The following is a 25,515-nucleotide window of genomic DNA, read 5'->3' as shown; positions in this document are numbered from 1 at the left end:
GGATGAACATGAAAACAACAATTTACGATGTGGCAAAGGCGGCGGGTGTCTCGATCACAACTGTGTCGCGTGTAATTAACAATACGGGGAGAATCAGCGGCAAAACACGGCAGAAGGTCATGAATGTCATGAATGAAATGGCATACACGCCCAATGTCCACGCCGCGGCGTTAACGGGAAAACGAACGAATATGATAGCTCTCGTGGCGCCTGATATTTCAAATCCGTTTTACGGCGAACTGGCCAAAAGCATTGAGGAAAGAGCGGATGAGCTCGGTTTTCAAATGTTGATTTGCAGCACCGATTACGATCCGAAAAAAGAAACAAAGTATTTTTCTGTGCTGAAACAGAAAAAGGTGGATGGCATTATTTTTGCAACAGGGATTGAAAGCCATGACAGTATGTCTGCTTTGGAGGAAATCGCCAGTGAACAAATTCCGATTGCCATGATTTCTCAGGATAAGCCGCTGCTTCCGATGGATATTGTTGTGATAGATGACGTTCGTGGCGGATATGAGGCTGCCAAGCATCTTCTGTCACTCGGCCACACGAACATCGCCTGCATTGTCGGAGACGGTTCAACGACAGGCGAAAAAAATAGAATCAAAGGCTTCCGTCAGGCGATGGAGGAAGCGGGCGTGCCCATTGATGAATCACTTATCATCCAGACGCGGTTTTCCTTGGAAAGCGGCAAGGAAGAAGCGGGAAAATTGCTCGACAGGAACGTTCCGACTGCTATTTTTGCCTTCAACGACGTATTGGCCTGTGCCGCCATACAAGCTGCGAGAATAAGAGGCATAAAAGTGCCGGATGATCTTTCTATCATTGGTTTTGATAATACGATACTCGCAGAAATGGCGGCTCCGCCCCTGACAACCGTAGCCCAGCCGATAAAAGAGATGGGACGGAGCGTCATCGAACTGCTGGCAGAAGCAATAGAGGGAAAACGAAAGGCGAAACAAAAAATAGTGCTCCCTCCTGAGCTTGTAGTCAGACATTCTACATCACCGCTCAACACATGAACCCGCTAATGAGCGGGTTTTTTCATTATGACAGTTGAAGCCAAAAAAACATATTGCGTGTAAACCAAAGGCAGTGTAAAATGAAACCATCTTTTGAGAAAGCGCTTGCGCAAAATGGCAGAGCGGATAGAACCGCTGTTTTTTTAGCGGTTAAGAGAAAGCGCTTTCTCAAAGCGAGCCTGAAATGAGTTAAAGGAGAGGATGGGACGTGGAACATCAAGTAAGGTGCGCTGTATTAGGATTAGGAAGGCTCGGTTATGATCATGCAAAAAATCTTGTCACCAGTGTACCGGGAGCAAAGCTGGTTAGTGTCAGTGATCCGTTAAAAGGGAGAGCGGAGCAGGTTGCCAGAGAATTCGGTATCGAAAAATGGTCAGAGGACCCGTATGAAGTGTTAGAAGATCCCGGCATTGACGCTGTCATTATTGTAACGCCGACAAGCACACATGGTGATATGATCATCAAAGCAGCCGAGAACGGCAAACAGATCTTCGTTGAAAAACCGCTGACATTAAGCCTTGAGGAATCAAGAGCAGTTTCTGAAAAAGTGAAAGAGACAGGTGTCATCTGCCAAGTCGGCTTTATGAGACGATTCGATCCAGCATACGCAGATGCCAAACGGCGGATCGACGCTGGAGAAATCGGCAAACCTATCTATTATAAAGGCTTTACGCGCGACCAAGGCGCGCCTCCCGCAGAATTTATCAAACACAGCGGTGGAATTTTTATTGACTGTTCCATCCATGACTATGATATGGCCCGTTATTTGCTAGGGGCGGAAATCACTTCTGTTTCAGGACACGGCAGGATTCTGAACAATCCGTTCATGGAGCAGTATGGCGATGTGGATCAGGCGCTGACGTATATTGAATTTGACTCCGGCGCAGCGGGGGACGTCGAGGCAAGCAGAACCTCTCCATACGGACATGACATCCGGGCGGAGATTATCGGGACAGAGGGCAGTATTTTCATAGGGACATTGAGAAATAAACATGTGACCATCCTATCGGCTAAAGGGAGCAGTTTTGATATCATTCCAGACTTTCAAACTCGTTTTCATGAAGCCTACTGCTTGGAGCTTCAGCATTTCGCCGAGTGTGTCCGGAATGGAAAAACACCGATTGTGACTGAGATTGATGCGACGATCAATTTAGAAGTGGGCATCGCCGCAACCAATTCTTTTCGAAGCGGCAGGCCGGTACAGCTAGATGTGAAGCGTGCTTATACCGGTATGTAAAAGCTAGTATGTTTCATTTGAGGCTTTCCGCAAAAAAAGCAAGGACATTTTAGCCCTTGCTTCCTCTTTTCTCATATAAATAGTACATATAATCAGTAGGTACGCCAGAATGGCCCAGCTGTCTCAGCATGGCGGTTACGTTCCCTCTATGGTAAGTCCCGTGATTGACGACATGCAGGATGGTGTCTGCATAGGTTGATTCCAGTGTACCTAGTTTCGGATGCTGCATTGTGAAGGTCTGTTCTAAGTCCGTCTGGCGGCTGAAGAAATCATGATACTGTGACTCCAGCTCGGCAGCGTGCTGTTTAATCGCTGCCATATTACCTTGCGCGGACTCTAATTTGCCTGCGCTGTCTATAATCTCTTGGTAGGCCACTCCCGAAAGAACATTCAGCCAAATGTAGTCAGCCCTGCACATATGAAGCAGCACGTCGCTGACAGAAGGAAATACGCTCTTTACTTCTTGATAGGCAGTTTCCTCCGGCAGGTTTTCGATATGGTTAAATATTTTCTTGTTTGCCCAAGAATGATAGTCATAAAACTGTTTTGCATCAGTCATCAGCATGCCTCCTTTTCTAAGAAATTCGTTGTTTTCATTTGTTTCTCCTTCAATTGCAAAAGAGTGACACCCCAAAATATCCTGCCGCTGCCCACATTACCGCTGCAGAGCATTTGTTTACGATCAGCATAAGCCTGCCGCTCGTATCTATCGTCTGAAACAGCCGGCCCGCTATTGCAAGGCTGATAAACCAAATCCAAGACACAGCGATGCAGGCGGCCATAAAGAGCCATTTCTCAAGCCCCGAATATTGAAGAGAGCTCGTGCCGATGACGCCGATCGTGTCCAGAATGGCATGCGGGTTTAAAAGAGAAACAGCGGCCGCAAACGCAGCTTGCTTTTTTGGTGTGAACGTATGTTTCTCATTTTGGCTTGTCTTCGGACGGCTGTTCCAAGTCACCCAGCCCATATAGAGCAAAAATAAAAATCCGCCGGCCATCATGACTGTCTCAAACACGGGCAGCTCCTGCACAATGACAGATACGCCCGCAACGGCTAATACGATTAACAGGGTATCGCAGACTGAAGCACTGATGACAGCTGGGAGAGCCCGCCAAATATGCTTTTGCCACGCGCCTTGCTGAAAAATAAACACATTCTGCACTCCCAGCGGCAAAATTAAGCCAAACGCGAGCACAATTCCGTGAATGATTGCATTCATGCTGAAAAAGCTCCCTTCACATTTTTTTCAATCATAAGAGAGATTGTCACTAAAGTCTCCAGCCATTTGGTTGGGTTAGGAACCAGCCAAATGTATAATGTGTAAAAAAGGGGGGCATGACCTTGTCGCAATGGCAGCCAAGCCGAAAGTCGGATGTTCCGCTGCATCGGCAGATCGAACAATATATGAAAGACAAGATTCTTCACGGAGAGTGGGCTGTAGGGACGAAAATCCCCTCACAGAGAACGCTGGCCGACATGTTTCAAGTCAACCGCAGCACAGTCACAGCAGCCATAGATGAACTCACGTCTCAAGGCTTGTTAGAGGGAAGAAGAGGCGGCGGTACGAAGGTTGTAAACAGTACTTGGAGCGTGCTGGCGGCTGAGCCTCCGCTTGATTGGAGCGATTACGTCCGTTCAGGCATTCATCGCGCCAATTCTTCCATCATTCAAGCTATTAATCAGAACGAACCAAGAGCGGATATCATCAGATTAGGAACTGGAGAACTTTCACCGGATCTTGTGCCTGCTGACACAATTGGACGGATGTTTCAGCAAATCAATCCGGGCGCCCTGTCTTTAGGATATGAGCAGCCGAAAGGAAACCGTCAGCTGCGGGAGGCAGTGGCCGACCATTTAAAAGGAAAGAAGATCCATGTGTCACCGTCTGCAATTTTAATTGTGTCCGGTGCACTTCAGGCACTTCAGCTCATCTCAATTGGACTTTTAAAACGAGATTCTGTCATTTTGACGGAGAAGCCGTCCTACCTTCAATCCTTGCATGTATTTCAATCAGCTGGGATGCGGCTTCGCGGCTTGCCGATGGATGATGAAGGGGTCAAAGCGGGGCTTGTTTCTTCTAATCGAAAACAATATGGAGGACAGCTGCTTTACACGATTCCGTCGTTTCATAATCCGACAGGCACAGTCATGTCAGAGCAGCGAAGGAAAGAGATCATCAGCCTTTCAAAAAAAGAGCAGCTGCCCATCATTGAGGATGATGCGTACGGTGATTTATGGTTTGAAGAAAAACCGCCGCAGCCGTTGAAAGCAATGGATCATGAGGGCAATATTCTGTATCTGGGCACGTTTTCAAAAATGGTTAGCCCCGGTCTGCGAATCGGCTGGCTTGTCGGTCCGGAGCCGGTTATTGAAAGGCTGGCGGACATTAAAATGCAGACAGACTACGGATCAAGCGGCCTGTCCCAGTGGGCGGCTGCCGAGTGGCTGTCACAGGGATATTATGAAGAGCATCTGACTTGGGTACGCAGGAAGCTTAAAGAAAGGAGAGACGCCGCCGTTCATTTTCTCGAGCGGTATGCCGGGGACATTGCCACGTGGCGGATTCCCGCAGGCGGCTTTTATATTTGGGTGACATTTCACAAAAACCTGCCTGTCAGCCGTTTCTTTTATGGATTGCTGAAACGGCAGGTGCTTGTGAATCCCGGCTACATTTATGACGGTGAAGACCGAAACAGCATCAGGCTGTCATATTCCTATGCATCTCTTGGAGATTTGGAAACTGGCATTAAAGCGGCAGCCGAAACAGCACGCCGCCTGATGATGTCCTAGGCTTTGGTTATACGATGACAGCTCCCAGTGCCCTGGCGAAGGCAATCGCATGCTCAGGTGCGATTTTGCAGCCTTTCAATTTGTCGAGGGAGACATGAAGCTGTTCAAAACGGCACGTGCTGATGTCCATGTTTTGAAGGGACGTGCCGGTAAAGCTGGCGCCTTCCAATTCGCACCTGTCAAAGTGTGTCTGCTGGAGCACCGTATTGCTGCATTCACTTTGCATAAGAGCACAGTGATCAAATCGAACTTGTTTCATATTTGAGTACGAAAATGAGCTGAAATGTCCGTGGCATTCCTCGAATGAAACATTCCGCAGCGTTGCTTCCGCCACATTCATTCCAACCATTTTTGACTGCTTAACAGAAGTTCTGTGAATGACAGCCCCGCTGAAATCGGCGTTTGATAAATCGCATTTTTCAAAGATCACATCGGTCAGTTCAATATGCCGAAAAGACACATCGATAAAGACGACATTTCTGAATACCGTTTTTTCCACACAAAGTCTTTCGATATCTTCGCCGCAGATTGTACAATCTTCAAACAAATGCATGCTGATTACATCATCCTGCGTCACGGCATCATGAAAATCTGCGGTTTGCAGGTTTTCCGGTATGTTCGGTTTTTGAATTGCGATTTTATTCATGTGATGACATCCTTTTCTGCCCGAAAAACAGAGGCTTCCGGGTTCAATTTAATAGATCGTTAAGGAAATTGATACATATAGTAAATCGTGAAGAGCCTTTTCTTGGTACAGCAGCCCGCTTGTTTTGTAAGCATAAATGGAAAGCTTCCTATACGTCAAGGCGTTTACAGGCCGGGAAAGCCAAAGGGAACAGGAGGAATGCGTAATGGGGCATTACGTCAAAACCGAGGAGCATGTGACACTGTTTGTAGAGGATATTGGACATGGAAGGCCGATCATCTTTTTGCACGGGTGGCCGTTGAATCATAAGATGTTTGAATATCAAATGAATGAGCTTCCGAAAAGGGGATTTCGTTTTATCGGCGTTGATTTACGGGGATATGGGCAATCTGACCGCCCTTGGGAAGGCTACGATTATGACACGATGGCTGATGATGTGAAGGCAGTCATTTATACGCTGCAGCTTGAGAATGCGATTCTTGCCGGTTTTTCGATGGGCGGCGCCATTGCAATCCGTTATATGGCAAGGCATGAAGGAGCCGATGTTGATAAGCTGATTTTACTGTCTGCAGCGGCACCCGCATTTACAAAACGCCCGGGTTATCCGTACGGGATGAGGAAGCAGGATATTGACGATATGATTGAATTGTTCAAAGCTGATCGGCCCAAAACACTGGCTGATTTAGGGAAACAGTTTTTTGAGAAAAAAGTGTCTCCAGAGCTTAGACAGTGGTTTCTCAATCTGATGCTGGAGGCTTCCTCCTACGGGACGATCCATTCGGGCATCGCATTAAGAGACGAAGATCTCAGAAAGGAACTTGCTGCAATCAAGGTGCCGACGCTGATCCTGCACGGGAGAAAGGATAGAATTGCGCCGTTTGATTTTGCGAAAGAATTGAAGCGCGGCATCAAACAGTCGGAATTGGTTCCGTTTGCAAACAGCGGGCACGGAGCATTTTATGAAGAAAAAGAGAAGATTAACAGTTTGATTGCGCAGTTCTCCAACTCATAAGAAAAAACCCGACATTGATCGGGTTTTTTATATAATACCTCTGTTTTGCAGTGCGTTAATGATGAGATCAGCTCCATCGGAAATAGAGGTCTGGTCTGACTCAATGATGAAATCGGGTGAAAGCGGCGCTTCATACGGAGAATCGATCCCGGTGAAATGTTTGATCTCTCCGTTTCGCGCTTTTTTGTAAAGCCCTTTTGGATCGCGCTGTTCACAAACATGCAGCGGGCACTTCACATAAATTTCGAAGAACTCACCTTTAGGAAAGAGTGCTCTAACCATGTCCCGATCCTCTCTGAATGGAGAAATAAAAGCCGTTAAAATCATTTGCCCGCTGTCGACAAACAGCTTCGCCACTTCTCCGATCCGGCGGATGTTTTCAATCCTGTCACCAGTCTGAAATCCAAGATCTTTGTTTAAGCCGTGGCGGATATTATCACCATCAAGCACATAGCTCTGAATGCCCTTGCGGTAAAGTTTTTCATCGACTGCATTGGCCAGCACCGATTTTCCGGAGCCGGACAAACCTGTAAACCAGAGGACGCAGCTTTTGTGTCCGTTTAAGGACTGTCTGTCAGACTTTGAGATGGCAGCGGGATGCCAAATGATGTTCGGATTGTGTGTCATTGCAATTCCCCGCTGTTTTGCTTGATGGCAACAGGCTGTTGGTGAAGTCCCTTGATCAGCACGGCTGCGACCTCAGGCCGGCTGAATTCTTTAGGCGGCTTTTTGCCTTGGCGGAGAAGCTCTCTCACTTTTGTGCCTGATAAGTGGATGTGGTCTCTCGGGTGGTGCGGACATGTTTTGGAGGTGCCCATGTTTCCGCATTTTCGGCAATAAAAGCTGTGCTCAAAAAACAGCGGCTTGATGCCCAGCTCTTCCTCTGTGAATGATTGAAAAATATTTTGGGCGTCGTATGTTCCATAGTAGCTGCCGACACCTGCGTGATCACGGCCTACAATAAAATGGGTGCAGCCGTAATTTTTTCGGACGAGCGCATGGAAAATCGCTTCCCGCGGACCTGCATAACGCATGGCGGCAGGGAAAACCGATAACATGACACGATCCTTTGGATAATAGTGATTAAGCAAAGCCTGGTAGCTCTCCATTCTGATATCGCTGGGGATATCGTCTGACTTTGTTTCTCCGACAAGCGGGTGAAGCAGCAGACCGTCGACCGTTTCTAACGCTGTTTTTTGAATATATTCATGAGCTCTATGAACAGGGTTCCTGGTTTGAAAGCCGACAATCGTTTTCCAGCCGAGTTTTTCAAAGGCCGCTCTTGTTTCTGCGGGCGTTGCATAAAACTGTTCGAAAGATTTGTCAGGCAGGCGGCTGACCGTGATAGGCCCTCCGATATAGTAATCCGGGCGAGCCAGCAATTTTTTTATGCCTGGGTGGGCAGGATCGTTTGTTTTAAAAACAGACAGTGCTTCTTGTGTTTTATCAGGCTGGTATATATCGGTGACTGTGATCATGCCGTAGGTAACACCGTCTTTCACAAGCTTGACGTGATCTCCGGCAGACAGCTGTTTTGCTGTTTTTTCTCCGACAGGCAGCGTAATCGGCAGGCTCCACGGCAAGCCGTTTGCCAGCCTCATCTCTTTCACAACGGAATGATAATCTTTTTCTCCCAAAAAACCTGTTAACGGGCTGTATCCGCCGATCGCGATAAGCTCCAGATCGCTCAGTGCAAGCTGATCCAGCTCTGCTTGGCACGCGCACCCTTCAAAATGGCATGCGGGATCACAGCGGTTGATTAATACCCCTCCGTGGGGCTCGTTTCCATTCAACGTGTTCAACCTCCATTTATACGTTTCCTTGTTTTCTTTTCTGCACTTAATGAAAGTTTGACATCAGCGCCTTAACATCATTTCGATTCTCACAGCAAGAACCTGCCATCCGCTATTCCTGATGCAGGCCGCATTCTGTTTTCTCCCGTCCGGCCCATCTTCCAGCCCTCTCATCGTTCGGGTCCGAGGAAGGCAATGTACACATTTCACAGCCTATGCTCGGATAATGTTGATCGTGCAGTTTGTTATAAGGCAAATTGTGCAGGCGGATGTACGTCCAAACGTCATCCCATGTCCAGTGGATGAGCGGGCAAATTTTGATGAGCTCAAACTTCTGGTCCAGGTTTACGTATTGAATATGCTTTCTCGTTGGTGACTGCTCCCGGCGCAGTCCTGAAATCCAAGCTGTCATGCCGGACAGGTGCTTTTTGAGCGATTCGATTTTCCGCAATTGGCAGCAGAGGTTCGGGTTATGCTTCCACAGCTCTCCACCGTACTTCGTCCCCTGTTCTGTTAAGCTCAGCTCGGGTTCGAGCATCTGGATTGCAAATCCCGGATATCGCTCTTTGACGGTATCGATCAGCTCATATGTTTCCTGAAAATGAAGCCCGGTATCCAAAAAGATGATGTGCGCGTTTTTGTTGATTTTTGATATTAAGTCGAGAAGCACCATTCCTTCTGCGCCAAAGCTGCATGCGTACACAATCTTTTCTCTGTACGTTCGGTAAGCCCATTTCAACACATCAAGCTCATCGATCAATTGATCCGTTATCTGTTTGGACAGCATGTCGTTCCATGTGTCATATGTGATGGTTTCGTTCAATGTTTTCCCCCCGTTTGCATTTGCTTTTTTTATCTATTGATCGAGTTATAGGCAGACTATTCATTTTTTGCATAAAGGTTCAGGGTTTTTAGGTGCCGCGCCCGCCTAAGATGAGGTGCGGAACCATTAAGAGCCCGGCTGAATATGCTTTTTAGCAAAATGGTTTTATGCCCAAGGAGAGGTAGTATGCCGATTGCCATTTATCAGGGGCATCATCATTCGCTTGCCCCGGCTGATATTAACATCATCATTGATGTCATCAGAGCCTTTACGGTCGCCCATTATGCGTTTATCGGCGGGGCGAAAGAGATTTTGTTGGTCCGGACAGCTGATGAAGCCTTTGCGCTGAAAGACACCTATCCGGATTATGTATTGACGGGAGAGGAAAAGGGGGTCGGTATCAGCGGATTTGATTTAGATAATTCTCCAAAACGTATGGCTGGGCAGGATATGGCGGATAAGCGCCTGATCCAGAAAACAACAAACGGCGTCACAGCAGCATTGGGGGCGCTGAACGCAAAGCATCTGTTCGTAACTGGATTTTCCAATGCCAAAACAACGGCACAGCATGTGAAAAAGCTCGCCGCAATCGATTGTGTCATAAACATAGTGGCTTCCCATCCATCCGGTGATGACGATATGGCGTGTGCGGAGTATATCAAAGGCATCATTGAAGGGACAAATGCGGTAACGGCTGAGGAGGCGATTGAAAGAATAAAAGGCTCTTCTGTTGCGGAGAAGTTTTTTGACAGCCGCCAGCCATTGTTTGATTCGGAAGACATCGTTTACTGTACAAAAGAACTGACGGGCGATTTTGTGATGAAAGTGAAACAGGATAGAGAAGTTCCAACGATAGAGAGGGTCATAATATGAATGATTTTTCACTAGAATTGCCAGTGAGAACAAACAAGCCGAGAGAAACCGGACAGTCCATTTTAATTGATAACGGCTATCCCTTGCAATTTTTCAAAGATGTCATAGCCGGAGCGTCCGACTATATTGATTTTGTGAAATTCGGCTGGGGCACATCATTACTTACGAAAGATCTTGAAGAAAAAATCAGCACACTGAAAGAACATGACATTACATTTTTCTTTGGCGGCACACTGTTTGAGAAGTACGTAAGCCAGAAAAAAGTGAATGAATTTCATCGGTATTGCACCTATTTCGGCTGTGAATATATTGAGATTTCAAACGGTACGCTCCCGATGACAAATAAAGAGAAAGCGGCTTACATTGCCGATTTTTCTGATGAATTTCTTGTGCTCAGTGAGGTGGGCAGCAAGGATGCGGAATTAGCAAGCCGGCAAAGCTCTGAGGAATGGCTTGAATATATCGTTGAGGATATGGAAGCGGGCGCGGAAAAAGTGATTACAGAAGCCAGAGAAAGCGGAACGGGAGGGATCTGTTCCAGCAGCGGCGATGTCAGGTTTCAAATTGTTGACGACATCATTTCCTCGGATATTGATATCAACAGGCTGATTTTTGAAGCGCCTAACAAAACGCTTCAGCAAGGGTTTATTCAAAAAATCGGGCCGAATGTGAATCTGGCCAATATTCCATTTCATGATGCCATCGCGTTGGAAACGCTGCGTTTAGGGCTAAGATCTGATACCTTTTTTCTGTAAAGCAGCGGCTGCGGGGCTCTCGTCGTGAAGAGAGCCTCTGCCTATTATTTTTTATGGCGGTACATAGGCGTGAGATAGGGAAGTGAGGTCAGACGGATGTTGTAGATGAAGTCGATGACTCTTGTCGATATCACTTGGCATATCAGGGCTTGAATGACGATGCCCCAGTCAATAATAGACGCGGTGACCATAAAAATGATGCAATTCATGATGAGCAGGATCGTTCCAGGATTCCCGCCGCGGTAGATAGAAATCATCAGAGCAAGGGCTCCGAATCCTCCGTTCGAAATTTTATATTTGTATAAAAGTCCGATGCCGAGTCCCAATAACACTGCGCCGCTTGCCAGATCAAGCCACAGATTAGATGTGATATCCGGAAAAACCGCATCAAAGATCAATACCGAGACAGAGGTGACGGTGATAGAAGCGAGGGTGCCGGTGAATGTTCTCATCTCCAGCCATTTTAAAGCGGTAAAAAGCATTGATACATTCACAGCCCACACTGAAAACCCGTGGGGGATTTGAAACAGATAATGCAATAGCACCGCAATACCTGCTGCACCGCCTGTCGGAATATCATGCGGAAATAAAAACAAGGACATGCCGAGTCCCTGTAGTACGCCGCCTACGACAATCATAAACGTAAGTTTTGCTTTCATCAGCAGTTCAGCCATTAAGTCATTTGCTCCTTTATGAAAAGACTTGTCCGCTGTTTTCATTTTATGAGGCTGTCCATGATTTATGTCTCAAAATAAAGAAATGGCCCAGCTTAATATGCTGAGCCATCCCACTTGTAGCGATTGACGATCTCCATATTGATCTCTGTTCCAATGCCTTTTCCTTTCGGGATGTGGACCATTCCTTTTGAAGGCTGCAGGCTGACGAGATCTGTAAAAGGATTCTCCATGACGTCCCACTCGATCGGTTCAATGTGATCGTTATTCATTTTAGACCATGGGGGCAGGCAGGCTTGTGCAAATAAAGCATAGAGCCGTGAGAGCGATCCGTCATATGCATGGGCGGATGCTCTGACGCCAAAATAACGCGCGAGCTGGAGGCAGTCCCGAAACTCATCAATTCCGTTGACATGCATGACATCGGGCTGAATGATATCCAAACAGCGCTGTGAAAGGAGAGGCACAAATTGCGCCGGGCCTTTCATGTTTTCTCCGCCGGCAACAGGAACAGACAAACGGCTTCGAAGCAAAGCGTAATCCTGCGGCTGATCAAAGGGTAAAGGCTCCTCAAGCCAGCCAATGTTCGTCCATTCGGAGAAATAGCGCTCCCATTTAAAAGCTGCAGCGGCATCGTAGCTTTGGTTTGCGTCCAGAATCATCGTAATGGAGCTGCCTGCTGTATGCTGCAGCGCATTGATGTGCCGGACATCCTCTTTGAATGAAGTCCCGCCAATTTTGACTTTGATTTGCTCAAAACCTTTTTTCAACTGGGCTTCAACATTGGAGACTGAGCGGCTGATCCATTGCGGGGAGTCTGAGTACGATTGAAAAGACGCGTACACAGGAATCTCCTCTCTGTATCGCCCGCCCCATAATTCGCATACCGAACAATCCGCAGCTTTGGTTGCAATCTCTGTCAGCGCCATGCTTACAGCGGAGGCCGCCCGCTGGTGCCATTTTTGAATCGTGCGCACTAATGACAGGCGGCTGCCAGCCTGTTTTCCTAATAGAAACGGGATGATCCGCTTCGTAAAACCGACATGGAGAGCAGGGAGCCAATCAACGCATTCTCCCCAGCCGTCTATCCCGCTTTCGGTGATAATCCTGATGAGATAACAAGTCCGATATCGTTTAAACCCATTGGCATCTCCGTATGGCTTTTCTAATCGGTGAAATAGCGGAAAGGTTTCAATCCGTACAATTTTCACACTGGGTGCTACCTTTCCTCAGCGGGCTGGAGCCGATTTCCAGCCATTTTAGGGTCTTCTTTTTCTTTTGTTTCTTCATTGTTTTGCTTCACATGGATGAGCATCATCACAAGAATCCCGACAACGAGAGTCAATCCCGCGATGCTTAAAAACATGCCGGGTCTGGACCATTGCATCAGGCGGCCGAAAATCGGAGGACCGATCGCTACCCCTAAGAAACGTACAGAGCCGTACAGAGAGGTGACAAATCCCCGTCTTTCTTTGCCGACAGCCCCGGTAATAAAACTGTTCACACAAGGAAGGACAAGACCTGAGCCGATACTGCTCAGTACAAGAACACTGATAAAAAGGACAAGATTTTCAATGAATGACAGTGCCGCGTAGGATACGGTCATGAACGCCAATCCAAGTACGATCAGCTTTTTCATTAACGATTGCTTTTGCCCGATTTTGCTTCCTGTTGTATAGGACGTCACACACATAACCAAAAGCGGGATCGCTAAAATTAAGCCTTTTTTCACGCCGTCGGTGTCGTATGTTTTTTCAAGAACATCTGAGAGATAAAACAGGATGCCGAATAAAGTAAACAAACAGGTCGCACCGGCTAAATAAGCGGTAAACAGCCATCTGCCTTCATGTTTAAAGACACTTAACAGCCCTTTTGCATATTTTCCGATTGGTGGCGGTTCTTTTTCCTTTTTCTTTTCTTTAATAAAAATCCAAGTCAGTACGATCGAAATGATACAAAACACAGGAAAGGCAAAAAACGCGCCATACCAGACAAGCAGGGCGATCAGCGAGCCAATGATCGGTGAAAGCACTTTCCCCATGCCGTTTGAAGCTTCAACAAGGCCCAGCACCTTGCTCTCCTGGGCGCCTTTAAACAGATCTCCCGTCAGTGCCATGGCAATTGGGCCGGTTCCGGCTGCCCCGATTCCCTGTAACGCTCGTCCTGCCATGACCCAAGGATAGGCATTGTCAAAAAAACCTGCCGCAAACCCGGCTAACAAACCGCCGGCACCATACAAAATTAAGCAGGGAATAATGATGACTTTCCTTGAGAATCGGTCTGCGAGATAACCGACAATCGGAATCGCAAATGCTGCAATCAAGGAAAATACTGTGATCACGAGACTGACTTGAAATTGTGATAAATGAAGTTCAGATTTCATTTTTGGCAAAATCGGAATAAGCATCGAGTTTCCTAGGGTTAATATTAAAGGGATTGAACCGATTGCTACAATCGTCATTCCGTTATTTTGTTTTGATGATTCCATCTCAGAGCACACTCCTTTTCTTCTGCTTAGAATGTCCCTGATGGCTTCGTTTATTCAGCGATCAGACAGCAAAAAACCGAACAGAAGATACCTGTTCGGGAAAAAAGAGGGTTAACCGAGAGCCTGTGAAATCAAAGCATATAAGTGTCCATTTTGAATAGGCGCTTTTTTCTGATAGAACAAAAGCGGAGGTTCATCATCTTTATGAAATCCCATTTCTATCAGGCTGTCATGCAGAGACGTGTGTTCACTCGGTATATCGATTCGCATCGGCCCTTGTTTGCCGGCCGCCAGCCTGTTAATTATCTGTGCTGCAACATCTGATGATGGAGCGATGATAGGGCCGAATTTCAAATTGGCCGGTGTCTGTACAGAAAGTCCGTAGCCAATTAGCTGTCCGTCCTGATTTCTGGCGATGATACATTCGCATGAAGCAGAAATAAGCTGCTGCAAAAGGTTTGATCGATCTCCGCCAAAGGCAGCCAGATCCGCCGTGGTTAAGTCGTGAAAGTCTTGTTCTCTAAAGGATGTCAGTTCAGCGTCAAGCTTTTTTGTATAAGGTTGAAAACTATGACAGCTGTACTTTCGCACTGAACCTGCCGTATGAAAACCTGCTTTTTCATAAAGCGGCAAACCTTCTTTTGTGGCGCAAAGCCTGATGGCGGTGTTTTCACCCGTTTGGGTGATACAGGCGTTTACCATACGCCGGCCGAGACCGAGCCGTTGATATTCCTTGTCCACGATCACGAGGCCGATAGAAGCAAGACGGCCAAACAAAAACAAGCCGATGCAGGAAATAATATCACCGCTGACATTTTGATAGCCGAAAAAGCGTCCTTGCTGGACAAGCAGTGCCAGCTCTTGTTCGCCGTAATCCGGCCACCCGGCTTGCCTGCAAAGCCGCAATAAACTAGGGGTATGTTCTTCATGAAGCTTAATCAGCTCATCGATTACCCTCATACAGATCACCTGCTTGTTTCGAGTTTTTTATACATGATGATATGTGTGCCTATGCCAGGAATCTCAAACGGTTCGCCGAGTTCTTCCCAGCCAAGTTTTGAATAGTAGCCTTTCACATGGCTTCTGGCATTGCACCAGACTGCCTGAACGCCGTTCTTTGCCAGTTTCTCTTCCGCGTGTTTGATCAGCGTGCTCCCGCCTTTTTGATCGCGATATCCTTCAAGCGTTGCCATGCCTCTCAGCCGATATGCTGGGGATTCTGTTATTAATGGCTGAATTTGCGGGGAAAAAGAAGCGATGCTGATCAGCTTTCCTTCAAAAAACGCGCCGAGATGAAAGGAGCCTTTTGCATGATCTTCTTCATATTTGCATTGTTCAATGGATTGATGGGGGCGCAGAATGCGGTGCCGGATTTCATATGTATCTTCCGCGGAAATGGTTTTGACTTCGAGCATAATGTTCCTCCTCATGACTGTTTTTCTATATCGTAACACGAATCCCGTTGAAAAAGACCGCCCGATTGGATCAGACAGTCTTTTAAGGGATTAATGCAAAAAGATATTTTGGCGCTGCTCATCTTTTTGCTGAATATATGAAGTAAGCTCAGCGGTTAAGTCAGATCTGAGGAAAGGCGTTATCAAGTAGATGCCGTTGAACAGCTCGCATGCCGTATCCAGCAGGGAGCGTGCAATCGCAAGGCCTTCCGCCTTTTGCTTTTCTTTATCTTCACCGGCATGGGCCATTTTTTCGCGAATCGTATCAGACAGCTTAATGCCGGGAATTTCATTATGGATGAATTCGGCATTCCGGCTGCTTGTCAGCGGCATGATGCCGATATAGATCGGCGTCTTCAGATGTTTTGTTTCATTATGGATATCGACAAGCTGCTGCTCGGAATAGACAGGCTGAGAAACAAAAAAATCTGCGCCGCAATCTATTTTTTTCTCAAGCCGTTTTACCGCTTTATCCAGATGGCGGACGTTAGGATTAAATGCAGCAGCAACTGAGAAATTCGTTTTCTTGCCGAGCGGTTTTCCAGACAGAGACAGACCTTCATTGAATTGTTTGATCAGCCTGATTAAATCAAAAGATGTTAAATCATATACAGACGTCGCACCAGGAAAATCCCCGATTTTAGAAGGGTCACCTGTAATAGCAAGCACGTCATTCAGCCCTAACGTATCAAGGCCCATTAAATGTGACTGTAAGCCGATAATGTTACGGTCACGGCACGTAATATGGACAAGGGAACGCATATCTAGCTGCTGTTTGACAAGAGCCCCGCAGGCAACATTGCTGATCCGCGGGGTCGCCAGAGAATTGTCGGCGAGTGTCAGGGCATCGATTCCCGCTTCTTTTAATTCAGCCGCCGCCGATAGAAATTTGTCAAAGCTTAGTTTTTTCGGCGGGTCCAGTTCTACGATAATAGAGCGTTTTTTCGCCGCGATCTCATCCAGGCCGGGCTCGGTTCGCTCGTGATGAACAGAAATGAATTCTTTCGCCCGGGTTTTGACTTCTTTATCCGTAATCGGAGCCAGCCCGCCAACTGCTTCCGCCATCGCCCGGATGTGATTCGGCGTTGTGCCGCAGCAGCCGCCGATAATCCGCGCGCCTTGCTTACGGAATTCTGACGCGCTGTTTTGAAAATACGTGTCGTCTGTTTCATAGACGAGCCGTCCCTCTTCAAGCGAAGGAAGACTGCTGTTCGGATAAACGGATAAGAATACGTCATCAAAAATCGGCACTTCGCTGAGCGCTTCAATCATGTGATAAGGGCCGAGGCGGCAGTTAATGCCGACAATATCAGCTCCGAGATCCGCAATCGAGCGCAATGCGTCAGAAAGCGGCGTTCCGTCCTGCAATACGCCTTGCTCGTGCATGGAGACATTGAGCATAATCGGAAGATCAGTCTCTTTGCGCGCGATTTTCAGCACTTCACGGGCTTCTTCCAAATCATAATATGTTTCTAACAGCAAGCCATCCGGCTCTTCATGCAGCAGCAGGTACAGCTGCTCGCGGAAGCTGCGCTTAATTTCGTCAAGACTGTACGCGTTTTTATTAAATGTGCGTATGCCGCCCATCGTTCCAAGCACGTATGCATCGCCTGCTGAAGCCCGCGCGATCTTTACGGCTTCCTGATTCATTTTTTTGATGTCATCCTCAAGCCCGTGTCTGGATAATTTAATATAGTTGGCCCCGTACGTATTCGTTTGAATAATGTTGGCTCCCGCTTCAACGTACGCTTTATGTATGCGCTGAATTTCCTCCGGCTTTGAAATATTGAGTTCCTCAAAACACCTGTCAATGCCATAGGAGTAGAGGAGCGTCCCCATGGCGCCGTCACCGATTAACACCTGTCTTTGCAAATCTTCTAAAAGTCCCATTGTCTGCCTCCTTTATTCACATCAGCAAGGAAAAAAGAGAAATAAAAAAAGTCCTCTTAAGAAGAAGACTTTGTCAGTGATTTTGTCTCTTCTTATCTTCCAAGCTGTTCGAGCTTGCTGGATTTAGCACCTTGGTCATGGCTGATCGCCATTACACCGGTTGCTGAAGCTTCGTCGGGCCAGTCCCTCTGCTTCTCTTGATAAGAACGGATATGAAATTTTCGTGTCAGGAAGTGCCAAAAGATACCTGGCGTTTTTCCCTTTCTCCAAATTTACCGAAAATAAAGACAATAATCAATAGGAATCAGAAAATTTATCTGAAATTTATAAATTGAACGTCAATTGGCAGATCTGCTCCCCGCACAGCTGAGATAAGCTGCTGCAGGTCATCTTTGTTTTTTCCGGTGACACGCACTTGATCATCCTGCACCTGAGACTTTACTTTCAGTCCGGAGTTTTTGATGATCGTATTGATTTTTTTGGCGTTGTCCTTGTCAATGCCTTGAACAAGCTTTGCACGCTGGCGTACCGTTCCGTTCCGCCTGACGCGTTTTCAACCTTGCCGTAATCAATGTTTTTTGTCGGTACGTTTCGTTTAATCAATTTGCTGACCAGCACATCTTTCAGCTGGCTTAATTTGAATTCGTCATCGGAAACGAGGACCAGCTCCTCTTTATCTAAAGAAATGTCGCTTTTGCTGCCTTTAAAGTCATATCGGGTACTGATTTCCTTCAGTGCGATTTGGATTGCGTTTTGCACTTCAGGCAACTCCACCTTGGATACAATATCAAATGAGCTTTCTTTTGCCATATGAAAACCTCCATAACATTTAACTTATGTGTTGATTATAGTAGAATAAAGAGAAACTTCCAACAGAACAAAGAATCAATTTGTGATGATTGGAAAAAATGTTAACAAAATCCGCAGAGGAATAAGCGGAACAGGAAGGACGATAGCATGAGACCAGGGCAGCAATTAACCTTGAGTATAGATCACCAAACCGACTTCGGTTACTTTTTAACCGATGGGGAAGATACGATTCTCTTACATAACAGTGAAATGACTGAGGATATCGAGGACAGAGACGAAGTAGAAGTCTTTATATACGTCGACCAGCAGGAAAGGCTTGCGGCCACGATGAAAATTCCGGTCATCAGCGCGGATGAATATGGCTGGGTTGAAGTGGTAGATAAAGTGGAAGATATGGGCGTTTTCGTTGATGTCGGTTTATCGAAGGACGCACTAGTCGCAACTGAGCATTTGCCCCCGTACGAAGATGTCTGGCCGCAAAAAGGGGACAAACTTTACTGTATGCTGAAGGTGACGAACCGGGGGCGCATGTTTGCGAAACCAGCGCCGGAAGATATCATCAGCGAACTGTTTACCGACGCTTCAGAAGATCTGATGAATAAAGAGCTGACAGGTACGGTGTACAGGCTGATCGCATCGGGTTCATTCGTGATCACGGATGACGGTATCCGCTGTTTTATTCACCCGTCAGAAAGAAAAGAGGAGCCAAGACTGGGTTCAAGAGTCACAGGACGGGTGATTCAAGTGAAAGAAGACGGTTCAGTCAACTTGTCGCTGCTTCCGAGAAAACAGGATGCAATGTCAGTTGATGCTGAGTGCATTCTAACGTATATGAGAATGAGAAACGGTGCCATGCCGTACAGTGACAAAAGCCAGCCTGACGATATCAGAGAACGTTTTAATATGAGCAAAGCCGCCTTTAAACGCGCGCTGGGCCATTTGATGAAAAACGGAAAAGTTTATCAGGAAAATGGATGGACATACGAGAAAAAATAGCATGAAAACGGCTCGCCTGCAGCAGACTGCGGAGCGAGCCGTTTTTTATGTCTAGTTTAATTCATCAACCAGCGTTCTGATTGCCATTTCGCGATCCACATTGTCTGAAATCGCAATCGGCGTAATATCAATGGCGAGAATGATCAGAATCAGGGCACCGGCTGCAGCAACATAAGAAACATAATAGAAATAGTTAGCGGTATCAACAGTGTTGACAAGCTCGGCCTGAACTCTGGATGTATCATCCTTGGAAGCGGCGATTTCCTTTGTAGCTTCTACTTTCTCTTCAACGATTTGACCTGCTTTTTTCAGCAGTTCATCCACTTTCAATGCATCTTTGCTGTAAACAGCTTTCTTCAGGTTATCAAAAAAGTCAGCATCCTCTTTTTTAATATCAGCGACAACCTGATTGGCAAAAGCCTTTGCCTGTTTTGTGTTGAGTTTGTCTGTCATCGCTTTATTAAAGACCTCTGGAAGCTGTTTGCCAACTTCCCCTTGGGCAAACACAAAGCCTTTAAAAATTTCCTCACCTGAATACTCAAGCTGCTTTGCCTGTGCCACACTTTCTTGCTGCTTCACCAAAAACACAGTCGTCACCAATACAACCGACAAAAATACTAGAAACGCCTTCTTCAAACTGAAACCTCTCCCTTCTTGTGTTTTTTATTCCACAACAGTCTGCGAATATATGTAAATTGAATCGTGGAATCGATAGGAGTGAGATACAATATCAAAATGCCGGCCATGATAATCGAAAAACTGATGAGGCCCAGCATGACTGCAAAAATCTCATGCATAAAAACAGCGATGATCAAAATCAATCTCCAATGCTTCTTCGGCGCAAACAGCGCCGCGAAGATGACAATTTGAACCAGCAGCGTCCCCCATGTCGGAATCACCACGAACGGACTTGTTACAATTGGCTTCGTTAACGCCTGAAAAAAGCCGTTGAAGCCAATGGTTTTTTCCTGGGCGAAATAATAGACGGCCGTTCCGTCCACCCATTCCTGCTGAGACAGCTTAGCGACGGTAGAGTGAAAATAAAGCACCGCCACTTGGATTCTGATCACAAAATAAGAAATAAAAGCTGTTATTTTTCCAAGTGTTCTTTTGCCCTCTATAGGTCTCGTACTCCAATGCCATTTTCTCGGATCGGTCAGCGTGATGGGAAGCAATAAAAAGGTCATGACGGCTGCTGCCTGCTCGCCTCCGTCGATGACGATCAGTGATGACTGCAGGCTGTAACTGACATACCAATGCAGAACCCCGGTGATTCTGGGGCGCCAGCCAATGACAACAAGCACCAGAATGGCAATGCAGACCCACCTGAAAAGATTTAACATCATATAGTTATTTTCGCCGAGGCAAAAGAGACTGAGATTCATTTTACAAGCTGGATAGCTGCTGATCCCGCTGGCTGGCTTCATAATGAGGCTCGGGTGATTGATGAGCAGCGTCAGCAGGCTGGATAGCGCAATAATGCTTCGCGCGAGGCCGTATACATTTGTCCACGGGTTTCTTTCGTCCCATCTGGTGATGGTCTGTTTTATGTTTTCGAGCATGAGATCACAACCTTGACTATGCTTTTTACCTGATAAGACGAAGGGGTGTATTTAGAATAGCTCCAAGGAACAATATCCTCTTTCGTCAAATAGTAGCTGCCACAAAGCAGCGGGCGGGGAGCGGGTGTTTTTAATTGCACGGTTTTGGCTTTGCTTTTGCATGCGCCGAGGTCCTTTTCTTTACATGCTGTCCACTGTTCCTTGCTGACTTGGCTGTAGATCACGCCCATTTCAACGCCTTGTGACCGCCCATACCGATACAGGCCGAATAGGTTGTCAGCCCTCATATTGGGCCATCTGACCTTGGCGCTGGCATTTTCAGCCTCATATAAGCCGATTGCAGTATCACGCGGATTTTTGCTAAAAAAGCCCCAGCCCTGAGGGAGGATGCTGGACATGAGAAATTTGGAGTCCTTTGTCAGCGGAATCGGGGTTGTCCCTAAGCTGCCAATAATAGAAAACAGAAATAGCGAACCCCAAAGGATTGAAAAAATGACAAAAAATGATATCGATTTCTGCATTCGACTGCTCCTTTTAACCTGAAGAATCGTTTTTACACTTTTCATAATATAAAAACATTTATGTAATAAAAAGGTTAAAAAGTATGAGAAATTCCATTTTTGTTAAAAGAAAAAACAGGACATTTTACACTGCTATATATGATTGATATATAGTGTTTTTTTCGATATATTTAAACCATGAAAACGAATCAAGTTAATGACCGCTGGATTGTTCAATTTCGAAAAGGGATTTTCGAGCTGGCCATCCTGTCCCTGCTACGTTCTAAACCGATGTACGGTTATGAGCTGACGTCATCCTTAAAAACCACCTCGGCGCTGGCTATTTCAGAGGGAGCGATTTATCCGATTCTGAAACGTATGACCGAGAAAGGATGGATCGAATTTTTTTGGGAAGATTCACTGGACGGCCCGAAAAGAAAGTATTACAAAATGACGCAAAAAGGAGAAGAAATGTTAAAAGAACGGCTGGAGAAATACCTGGAAACCCATCAAGCTTTACTGTCTTTATCGGGGGATTTGCTATGAATGGACAGCTTATCATTGACCGATACATGGAGGAACTAAATGCAGAGCTGGCGAATATGCCTGATGTAGAGAGAGAAAACGCTATCGACGAATTAAAGGGGCATATCACCGCTTTCGTTCAAGACAGAATCAAAGCCGGCCTTAGTGAAGAGGAACTGCAGGAAGCTGTTGAATCTGAATTTTCTCATCCGAAGGAGCTTGCCGAATTGATGGCGGGTGATGGGGGAGAGACGAAAAGGAGGAGGTCTTTATTGGGCAAAAGCTGGTTTTCGGTCCTTCTCATTGTCACGATTATCGCCCTGCCGCTGCTGCCGTCCGACTTCAGACATCTGCCGCTGGCTGTTTATTTAATGGTGCTCGCCGGATATGTATGGAAGCGGAAAAAATTGATGATGTTTGCAGGTGTCAGAAAAAACAAAATGCGCTCTCAAAAGGAGATTGTCAAGATTTCGCGAGTCGGTGCGGTTTATCTGCTGTTTTTAGCAGTGCTGCTTCTTTTGAGCCCGTTCCTCAATGCGCTTGTCGTCCTGCTGCTGATTGCAGTAAGCTGTGCCGCTTTTTTTCTTTTTCTTAACATCAAGTAATCTTGTGGGAGGCTGTAAGATGGAAATCAGCATCAATTATCTATTAATTGTCATCGCGCTTTTATTCTTTGTGGTTGCCTATTTTGTCGGAATCAAAAAACAAACCTGGATGCTGGCTGGGTTTAACGAGGCGCGTATACGGGATAAAGATCGGCTGGCCAGAATAGCAGGCTACTTTTTCTTGAATTCCGGTTTGTTCATTTTGCTGAATAGTTTTATCTCATTTCAAGGTCAGGAGCAGCTCATACCTCCGCTTATACTGGCATATGGAGCAGGGGTTATTATTTATGTCAATAAAAAATTAGTAGAGTAGAAAAAGAAGGGCAGAGCGAAATATCTCTGCCCTTCTTTTTTGGGAAAATAAGAACGAAGCACCACATACAAGTTTTTGTATTTTTGATAGGATGAAGAAAAATGATAGATTCCAAAATAGGAAGGATGTGGTGTTTTGCGCAACCTGACCAAGACATCTCTATTACTGGCCGGCTTATGCACGGCGGCCCAAATGGTTTTTGTAACACATGCCTCAGCTGATCAAAGCATCAAATACGACCATACGTATCAAACCCCTTCATACATCATCGAAAAGTCACCGCAGAAGCCGGTACAAAACACAACCCAGAAAGAATCGCTATTTTCCTATCTTGACAAGCATCAAACGCAGTTTAAGCTCAAAGGGAATGCGAACAGCCATTTTCGCATTTCGAAAACCATAAAGGATCCAAAGACAAAACAAACGTTTTTTAAATTAACGGAGGTTTACAAAGGAATTCCGATTTACGGCTTTGAACAAGCGGTCGCGATGAAGGAAAACAAACAAGTGAAAAGTTTCTTTGGAAAGGTGCACCCGCAAATCAAGGACGTCTCCGTCACACCGTCTATTTCTGAGCAAAAAGCAATACATACAGCGAGGCGTGAGCTCGAGGCTTCCATTGGAAAAATCGATTATCTTGATGGGGAACCAAAAGGCGAATTATATATCTATCCACACGACGGTGAATATGATCTCGCCTACCTTGTGAGACTCTCGACATCTGAACCTGAGCCTGGCTATTGGCATTATTTCATCGATGCCAAAAACGGAAAAGTCATTGAGTTCTTTAATGCCATTCATGAAGCGGCAGGCACAGGAATCGGCGTGTCAGGTGATGAAAAAAGCTTTGACGTCACAGAACAAAATGGGCGCTTTTATTTGGCTGACGAAACAAGGGGAAAAGGGATCAATACGTTTGACGCGAAGAACCTGAACCAAACCTTGTTTACGCTTTTGTCTCAACTGATCGGGTATACGGGCAAAGAAATAGTCAGCGGCACGTCCGTATTTAATGAACCTGCGGCTGTGGACGCACACGCAAATGCGCAAGCCGTTTACGATTATTACAGCAAGACATTTGGCCGTGATTCTTTTGATCAAAACGGAGCAAGGATTACGTCTACCGTGCATGTCGGCAAACAATGGAACAATGCTGCGTGGAACGGTGTCCAGATGGTATACGGTGATGGAGACGGTTCGAAATTTAAGCCGCTGTCTGGATCGCTCGACATTGTCGCGCATGAAATCACACACGCAGTCACACAGTATTCCGCCGGTCTTTTATATCAAGGAGAACCCGGTGCATTAAACGAGTCCATTTCTGACATTATGGGCGCGATGGCTGACCGTGATGATTGGGAGATCGGCGAAGATGTCTATACTCCTGATATTGCAGGAGATTCATTGCGGTCATTGGAGGACCCATCTAAGCAGGGAAATCCAGATCATTACTCGAACCGCTACACAGGAACAGAGGATTATGGCGGAGTCCATATCAATTCGTCCATTCACAATAAAGCAGCTTATCTTCTTGCAGAAGGAGGCGTGCACCACGATGTACAGGTTGAAGGGATTGGGCGTGAAGCAAGTGAACAAATTTACTATCGGGCTTTAACATATTATGTAACGGCATCTACAGATTTCAGCATGATGAAGCAAGCGGCGATTGAAGCTGCCAATGATTTATACGGTGAAGGCTCGAAGCAATCAGCTTCAGTCGAAAAGGCGTATGAGGCTGTCGGCATTCTATGAGCAAACAAAAACAGTCAGGACACAGAGTCTGACTGTTTTTGTTTGCTCATTTTCTTAAAAAGAATATCGCCAATGTACCTGGACCGGCATGCGAGCCGATTGCTGAACTGATTGGATGCATAATGATTTCTTTCGGCTTGAACGCTTCCTCAATCAGGTGTTTCATGTCCGTGGCTTTTTCTTTGTTCGCGGCGTAGCTGATCCCGACGGTTTGATTGCTCCAATCATCCCCGCGCTCTTTCATAAGTTCGATGATCCGTTTGAAAAGTTTCTTCTGTCCGCGGATTTTTTCCAGAGGCACAAGCTTGCCGTCCTCCATCTGAAGCAGCGGTTTAATATTCAACAGGCCGCCGACAAAAGCGGACGTTTTGGATATCCGGCCGCCCCTCGCGAGATATGTTAAATCATCAACGGTAAAAATGTGTTCAAGCTGGCTGCAAAAGTTCTTTACAGACGTTTCAATTTCTTGTATTGTATTCCCGTTGATACAGAGATCGGCAGCATGCCGGACAGCCAGACCGTATCCTAATGACGCGCATTTGGAATCAATGACCCGCAAATCGAAATCGGGGAATTCCTCCTTCACTTCATTGGCGATCATTACAGCTGTCTGATACGTGCCGGAGAGACCTGAGGAAAAGGCAATGTAAAGAGCGGGATCACCTGTTTCGGCATATTGCAAAAACACATTTTTAATCGTTTGCGGTGAGGCTTGGGACGTCTTAGGCGTTTCTCCATTTTGCATCGCTTCAAATATTTGATCCGCTTGAATTGTGACTGCATCTTCGAATTCTTTATCGCCGAGAGAAACCCTGAGTGGAATAAAGCCAATGCCTTTTTCTTCAAAATAAGAACGAGGCAAATCAGTGGCGCTGTCAGCGATGAGATGAACTGTCATATTGCTTCCCTTCTTTCCGTTATTGCTCGTTATCATGAGAGTTAAGCCAACTATATCATATTAATTTGCCAAAATCGTGTTCAAATATTTGTTTTA

25 protein-coding genes, 3 pseudogenes and 1 riboswitch are annotated in these 25,515 nt (G+C 46.2%); of the genes and pseudogenes, 11 read left to right on the top strand and 17 right to left on the bottom strand.

All coding sequences use genetic code 11. From position 1 onward, the window contains the following. Positions 1-8: 8 nt before the first annotated feature. Both degA and iolX read left to right on the top strand, forming a co-directional pair. On the top strand, positions 9-1,022 hold the full coding sequence (degA, locus tag ACQVGT_RS14880) for a transcriptional regulator DegA (protein WP_015483065.1): 1,014 nt from the start codon (positions 9-11) through the stop codon (positions 1,020-1,022). A gap of 208 nt (positions 1,023-1,230) precedes the next feature. Beyond that, positions 1,231-2,259 (top strand): scyllo-inositol 2-dehydrogenase, encoded by a 1,029-nt coding sequence (gene iolX, locus ACQVGT_RS14875; RefSeq protein WP_015383305.1) that lies wholly within the window; start codon positions 1,231-1,233, stop codon positions 2,257-2,259. A gap of 49 nt (positions 2,260-2,308) precedes the next feature. Here iolX and ACQVGT_RS14870 read toward each other — a convergent pair whose 3' ends face one another. Together ACQVGT_RS14870 and ACQVGT_RS14865 are read right to left on the bottom strand one after the other, a co-directional pair. Beyond that, positions 2,309-2,818, bottom strand: a complete 510-nt coding sequence (locus ACQVGT_RS14870) for a DinB family protein (RefSeq protein ID WP_015483067.1) — start codon at positions 2,816-2,818, stop codon at positions 2,309-2,311. Between the two features lie 49 nt (positions 2,819-2,867). Then, positions 2,868-3,529: pseudogene (locus tag ACQVGT_RS14865) on the bottom strand (LysE family transporter). A gap of 66 nt (positions 3,530-3,595) precedes the next feature. Here ACQVGT_RS14865 and ACQVGT_RS14860 point away from each other — a divergent pair. Further along, positions 3,596-5,050: an aminotransferase-like domain-containing protein gene (locus tag ACQVGT_RS14860; RefSeq protein ID WP_015383308.1), complete on the top strand. Its 1,455-nt coding sequence runs from the start codon at positions 3,596-3,598 to the stop codon at positions 5,048-5,050. Between the two features lie 7 nt (positions 5,051-5,057). Here the strand turns inward: ACQVGT_RS14860 and ACQVGT_RS14855 are convergent, their stop codons facing one another. Continuing rightward, positions 5,058-5,696 (bottom strand): pentapeptide repeat-containing protein, encoded by a 639-nt coding sequence (locus ACQVGT_RS14855; protein ID WP_015383309.1) that lies wholly within the window; start codon positions 5,694-5,696, stop codon positions 5,058-5,060. 205 nt (positions 5,697-5,901) lie between these two features. Between ACQVGT_RS14855 and ACQVGT_RS14850 the strand changes: the two genes are divergently transcribed. Beyond that, a complete protein-coding gene (locus ACQVGT_RS14850; protein ID WP_015483069.1) occupies positions 5,902-6,708 on the top strand; it encodes an alpha/beta fold hydrolase in 807 nt (268 codons plus the stop codon). Positions 6,709-6,735: 27 nt separating this feature from the next. On the opposite strand, the gene cysC is transcribed toward ACQVGT_RS14850, so the two are convergent. The 3 genes from cysC to ACQVGT_RS14835 form a co-directional block, all read right to left on the bottom strand. After that, on the bottom strand, positions 6,736-7,335 hold the full coding sequence (cysC, locus tag ACQVGT_RS14845; protein ID WP_003245829.1) for an adenylyl-sulfate kinase: 600 nt from the start codon (positions 7,333-7,335) through the stop codon (positions 6,736-6,738). Next, the gene (gene sat, locus ACQVGT_RS14840) at positions 7,332-8,501 is read right to left on the bottom strand and encodes a sulfate adenylyltransferase (RefSeq protein WP_015383311.1); all 1,170 of its coding nucleotides are present in this window, start codon (positions 8,499-8,501) and stop codon (positions 7,332-7,334) included. The genes cysC and sat overlap by 4 nt, the downstream gene beginning before the upstream one ends. Before the next feature lie 112 nt (positions 8,502-8,613). Beyond that, on the bottom strand, positions 8,614-9,324 hold the full coding sequence (locus tag ACQVGT_RS14835) for a phosphoadenylyl-sulfate reductase (RefSeq protein ID WP_015483070.1): 711 nt from the start codon (positions 9,322-9,324) through the stop codon (positions 8,614-8,616). 186 nt (positions 9,325-9,510) lie between these two features. On the opposite strand from ACQVGT_RS14835, the gene ACQVGT_RS14830 reads away from it, so the two are divergent. Continuing rightward, a complete protein-coding gene (locus tag ACQVGT_RS14830) occupies positions 9,511-10,197 on the top strand; it encodes a 2-phosphosulfolactate phosphatase (RefSeq protein WP_015383313.1) in 687 nt (228 codons plus the stop codon). Beyond that, positions 10,194-10,952, top strand: coding sequence for a phosphosulfolactate synthase (locus ACQVGT_RS14825; RefSeq protein WP_015252388.1), 759 nt, complete (start codon positions 10,194-10,196; stop codon positions 10,950-10,952). The genes ACQVGT_RS14830 and ACQVGT_RS14825 overlap by 4 nt, the downstream gene beginning before the upstream one ends. Positions 10,953-10,996: 44 nt before the next feature. Here ACQVGT_RS14825 and ACQVGT_RS14820 read toward each other — a convergent pair whose 3' ends face one another. From ACQVGT_RS14820 to ACQVGT_RS14790, 7 genes and pseudogenes are all read right to left on the bottom strand, one after another. Then, positions 10,997-11,626 carry a YitT family protein gene (locus ACQVGT_RS14820; RefSeq protein ID WP_009966972.1) on the bottom strand — a complete coding sequence of 210 codons (630 nt, stop codon included), beginning with the start codon at positions 11,624-11,626 and terminating at the stop codon, positions 10,997-10,999. Positions 11,627-11,721: 95 nt separating this feature from the next. Further along, positions 11,722-12,837, bottom strand: a complete 1,116-nt coding sequence (locus ACQVGT_RS14815) for a mandelate racemase/muconate lactonizing enzyme family protein (protein WP_015483071.1) — start codon at positions 12,835-12,837, stop codon at positions 11,722-11,724. Between the two features lie 8 nt (positions 12,838-12,845). Continuing rightward, complete coding sequence (locus ACQVGT_RS14810) at positions 12,846-14,114, bottom strand: MFS transporter (protein WP_003233041.1); 1,269 nt, start codon at positions 14,112-14,114, stop codon at positions 12,846-12,848. A 111-nt stretch (positions 14,115-14,225) separates the two neighbouring features. Next, a complete protein-coding gene (locus ACQVGT_RS14805; protein WP_015483072.1) occupies positions 14,226-15,074 on the bottom strand; it encodes a GNAT family N-acetyltransferase in 849 nt (282 codons plus the stop codon). 5 nt (positions 15,075-15,079) lie between these two features. Then, positions 15,080-15,529, bottom strand: coding sequence for a GNAT family N-acetyltransferase (locus ACQVGT_RS14800; RefSeq protein WP_015383317.1), 450 nt, complete (start codon positions 15,527-15,529; stop codon positions 15,080-15,082). A 90-nt stretch (positions 15,530-15,619) separates the two neighbouring features. Beyond that, a complete protein-coding gene (locus tag ACQVGT_RS14795; protein ID WP_015483073.1) occupies positions 15,620-17,458 on the bottom strand; it encodes a bifunctional homocysteine S-methyltransferase/methylenetetrahydrofolate reductase in 1,839 nt (612 codons plus the stop codon). A gap of 89 nt (positions 17,459-17,547) precedes the next feature. Then, positions 17,548-17,665, bottom strand: a riboswitch (SAM riboswitch). 106 nt (positions 17,666-17,771) lie between these two features. Then, a pseudogene (locus tag ACQVGT_RS14790) lies at positions 17,772-18,268 on the bottom strand (YajQ family cyclic di-GMP-binding protein). 98 nt (positions 18,269-18,366) lie between these two features. Here ACQVGT_RS14790 and ACQVGT_RS14785 point away from each other — a divergent pair. After that, positions 18,367-19,264: pseudogene (locus ACQVGT_RS14785) on the top strand (CvfB family protein). A 51-nt stretch (positions 19,265-19,315) separates the two neighbouring features. Here ACQVGT_RS14785 and ACQVGT_RS14780 read toward each other — a convergent pair. Genes ACQVGT_RS14780 through ACQVGT_RS14770 form a run of 3 tightly spaced genes read right to left on the bottom strand, consistent with a single transcriptional unit; the run spans position 19,316 to position 21,347 of the window. Next, positions 19,316-19,900 carry a sporulation delaying protein family toxin gene (locus ACQVGT_RS14780; protein ID WP_015383322.1) on the bottom strand — a complete coding sequence of 195 codons (585 nt, stop codon included), beginning with the start codon at positions 19,898-19,900 and terminating at the stop codon, positions 19,316-19,318. Then, on the bottom strand, positions 19,897-20,826 hold the full coding sequence (locus ACQVGT_RS14775) for a sporulation-delaying protein SdpB family protein (RefSeq protein WP_003233028.1): 930 nt from the start codon (positions 20,824-20,826) through the stop codon (positions 19,897-19,899). The genes ACQVGT_RS14780 and ACQVGT_RS14775 overlap by 4 nt, the downstream gene beginning before the upstream one ends. Continuing rightward, the gene (locus ACQVGT_RS14770; RefSeq protein WP_015383323.1) at positions 20,811-21,347 is read right to left on the bottom strand and encodes an SdpA family antimicrobial peptide system protein; all 537 of its coding nucleotides are present in this window, start codon (positions 21,345-21,347) and stop codon (positions 20,811-20,813) included. Before ACQVGT_RS14770 ends, ACQVGT_RS14775 begins: the two co-directional genes overlap by 16 nt. A 177-nt stretch (positions 21,348-21,524) precedes the next feature. Here ACQVGT_RS14770 and ACQVGT_RS14765 point away from each other — a divergent pair, with 177 nt between their 5' ends. The 4 genes from ACQVGT_RS14765 to nprB all read left to right on the top strand — a co-directional run bounded on the left by ACQVGT_RS14765 (position 21,525) and on the right by nprB (position 24,521). Then, positions 21,525-21,872, top strand: coding sequence for a PadR family transcriptional regulator (locus tag ACQVGT_RS14765; RefSeq protein WP_003245674.1), 348 nt, complete (start codon positions 21,525-21,527; stop codon positions 21,870-21,872). Further along, on the top strand, positions 21,869-22,456 hold the full coding sequence (locus ACQVGT_RS14760) for an HAAS signaling domain-containing protein (RefSeq protein WP_015483075.1): 588 nt from the start codon (positions 21,869-21,871) through the stop codon (positions 22,454-22,456). The genes ACQVGT_RS14765 and ACQVGT_RS14760 overlap by 4 nt, the downstream gene beginning before the upstream one ends. A gap of 19 nt (positions 22,457-22,475) precedes the next feature. Continuing rightward, positions 22,476-22,769: a DUF3784 domain-containing protein gene (locus ACQVGT_RS14755; protein WP_003233021.1), complete on the top strand. Its 294-nt coding sequence runs from the start codon at positions 22,476-22,478 to the stop codon at positions 22,767-22,769. Positions 22,770-22,904: 135 nt separating this feature from the next. Next, entirely contained in the window at positions 22,905-24,521 is a 1,617-nt protein-coding gene (nprB, locus tag ACQVGT_RS14750; RefSeq protein ID WP_041517794.1) for a neutral protease NprB, read from the top strand. Positions 24,522-24,567: 46 nt separating this feature from the next. On the opposite strand, the gene ACQVGT_RS14745 is transcribed toward nprB, so the two are convergent. Further along, positions 24,568-25,419: a DegV family protein gene (locus ACQVGT_RS14745; RefSeq protein ID WP_015252379.1), complete on the bottom strand. Its 852-nt coding sequence runs from the start codon at positions 25,417-25,419 to the stop codon at positions 24,568-24,570. Positions 25,420-25,515: the final 96 nt, after the last annotated feature.

The organism is Bacillus sp. SCT118 (assembly GCF_058566435.1).
This window is presented reverse-complemented; position numbering and strand designations above follow the sequence as displayed.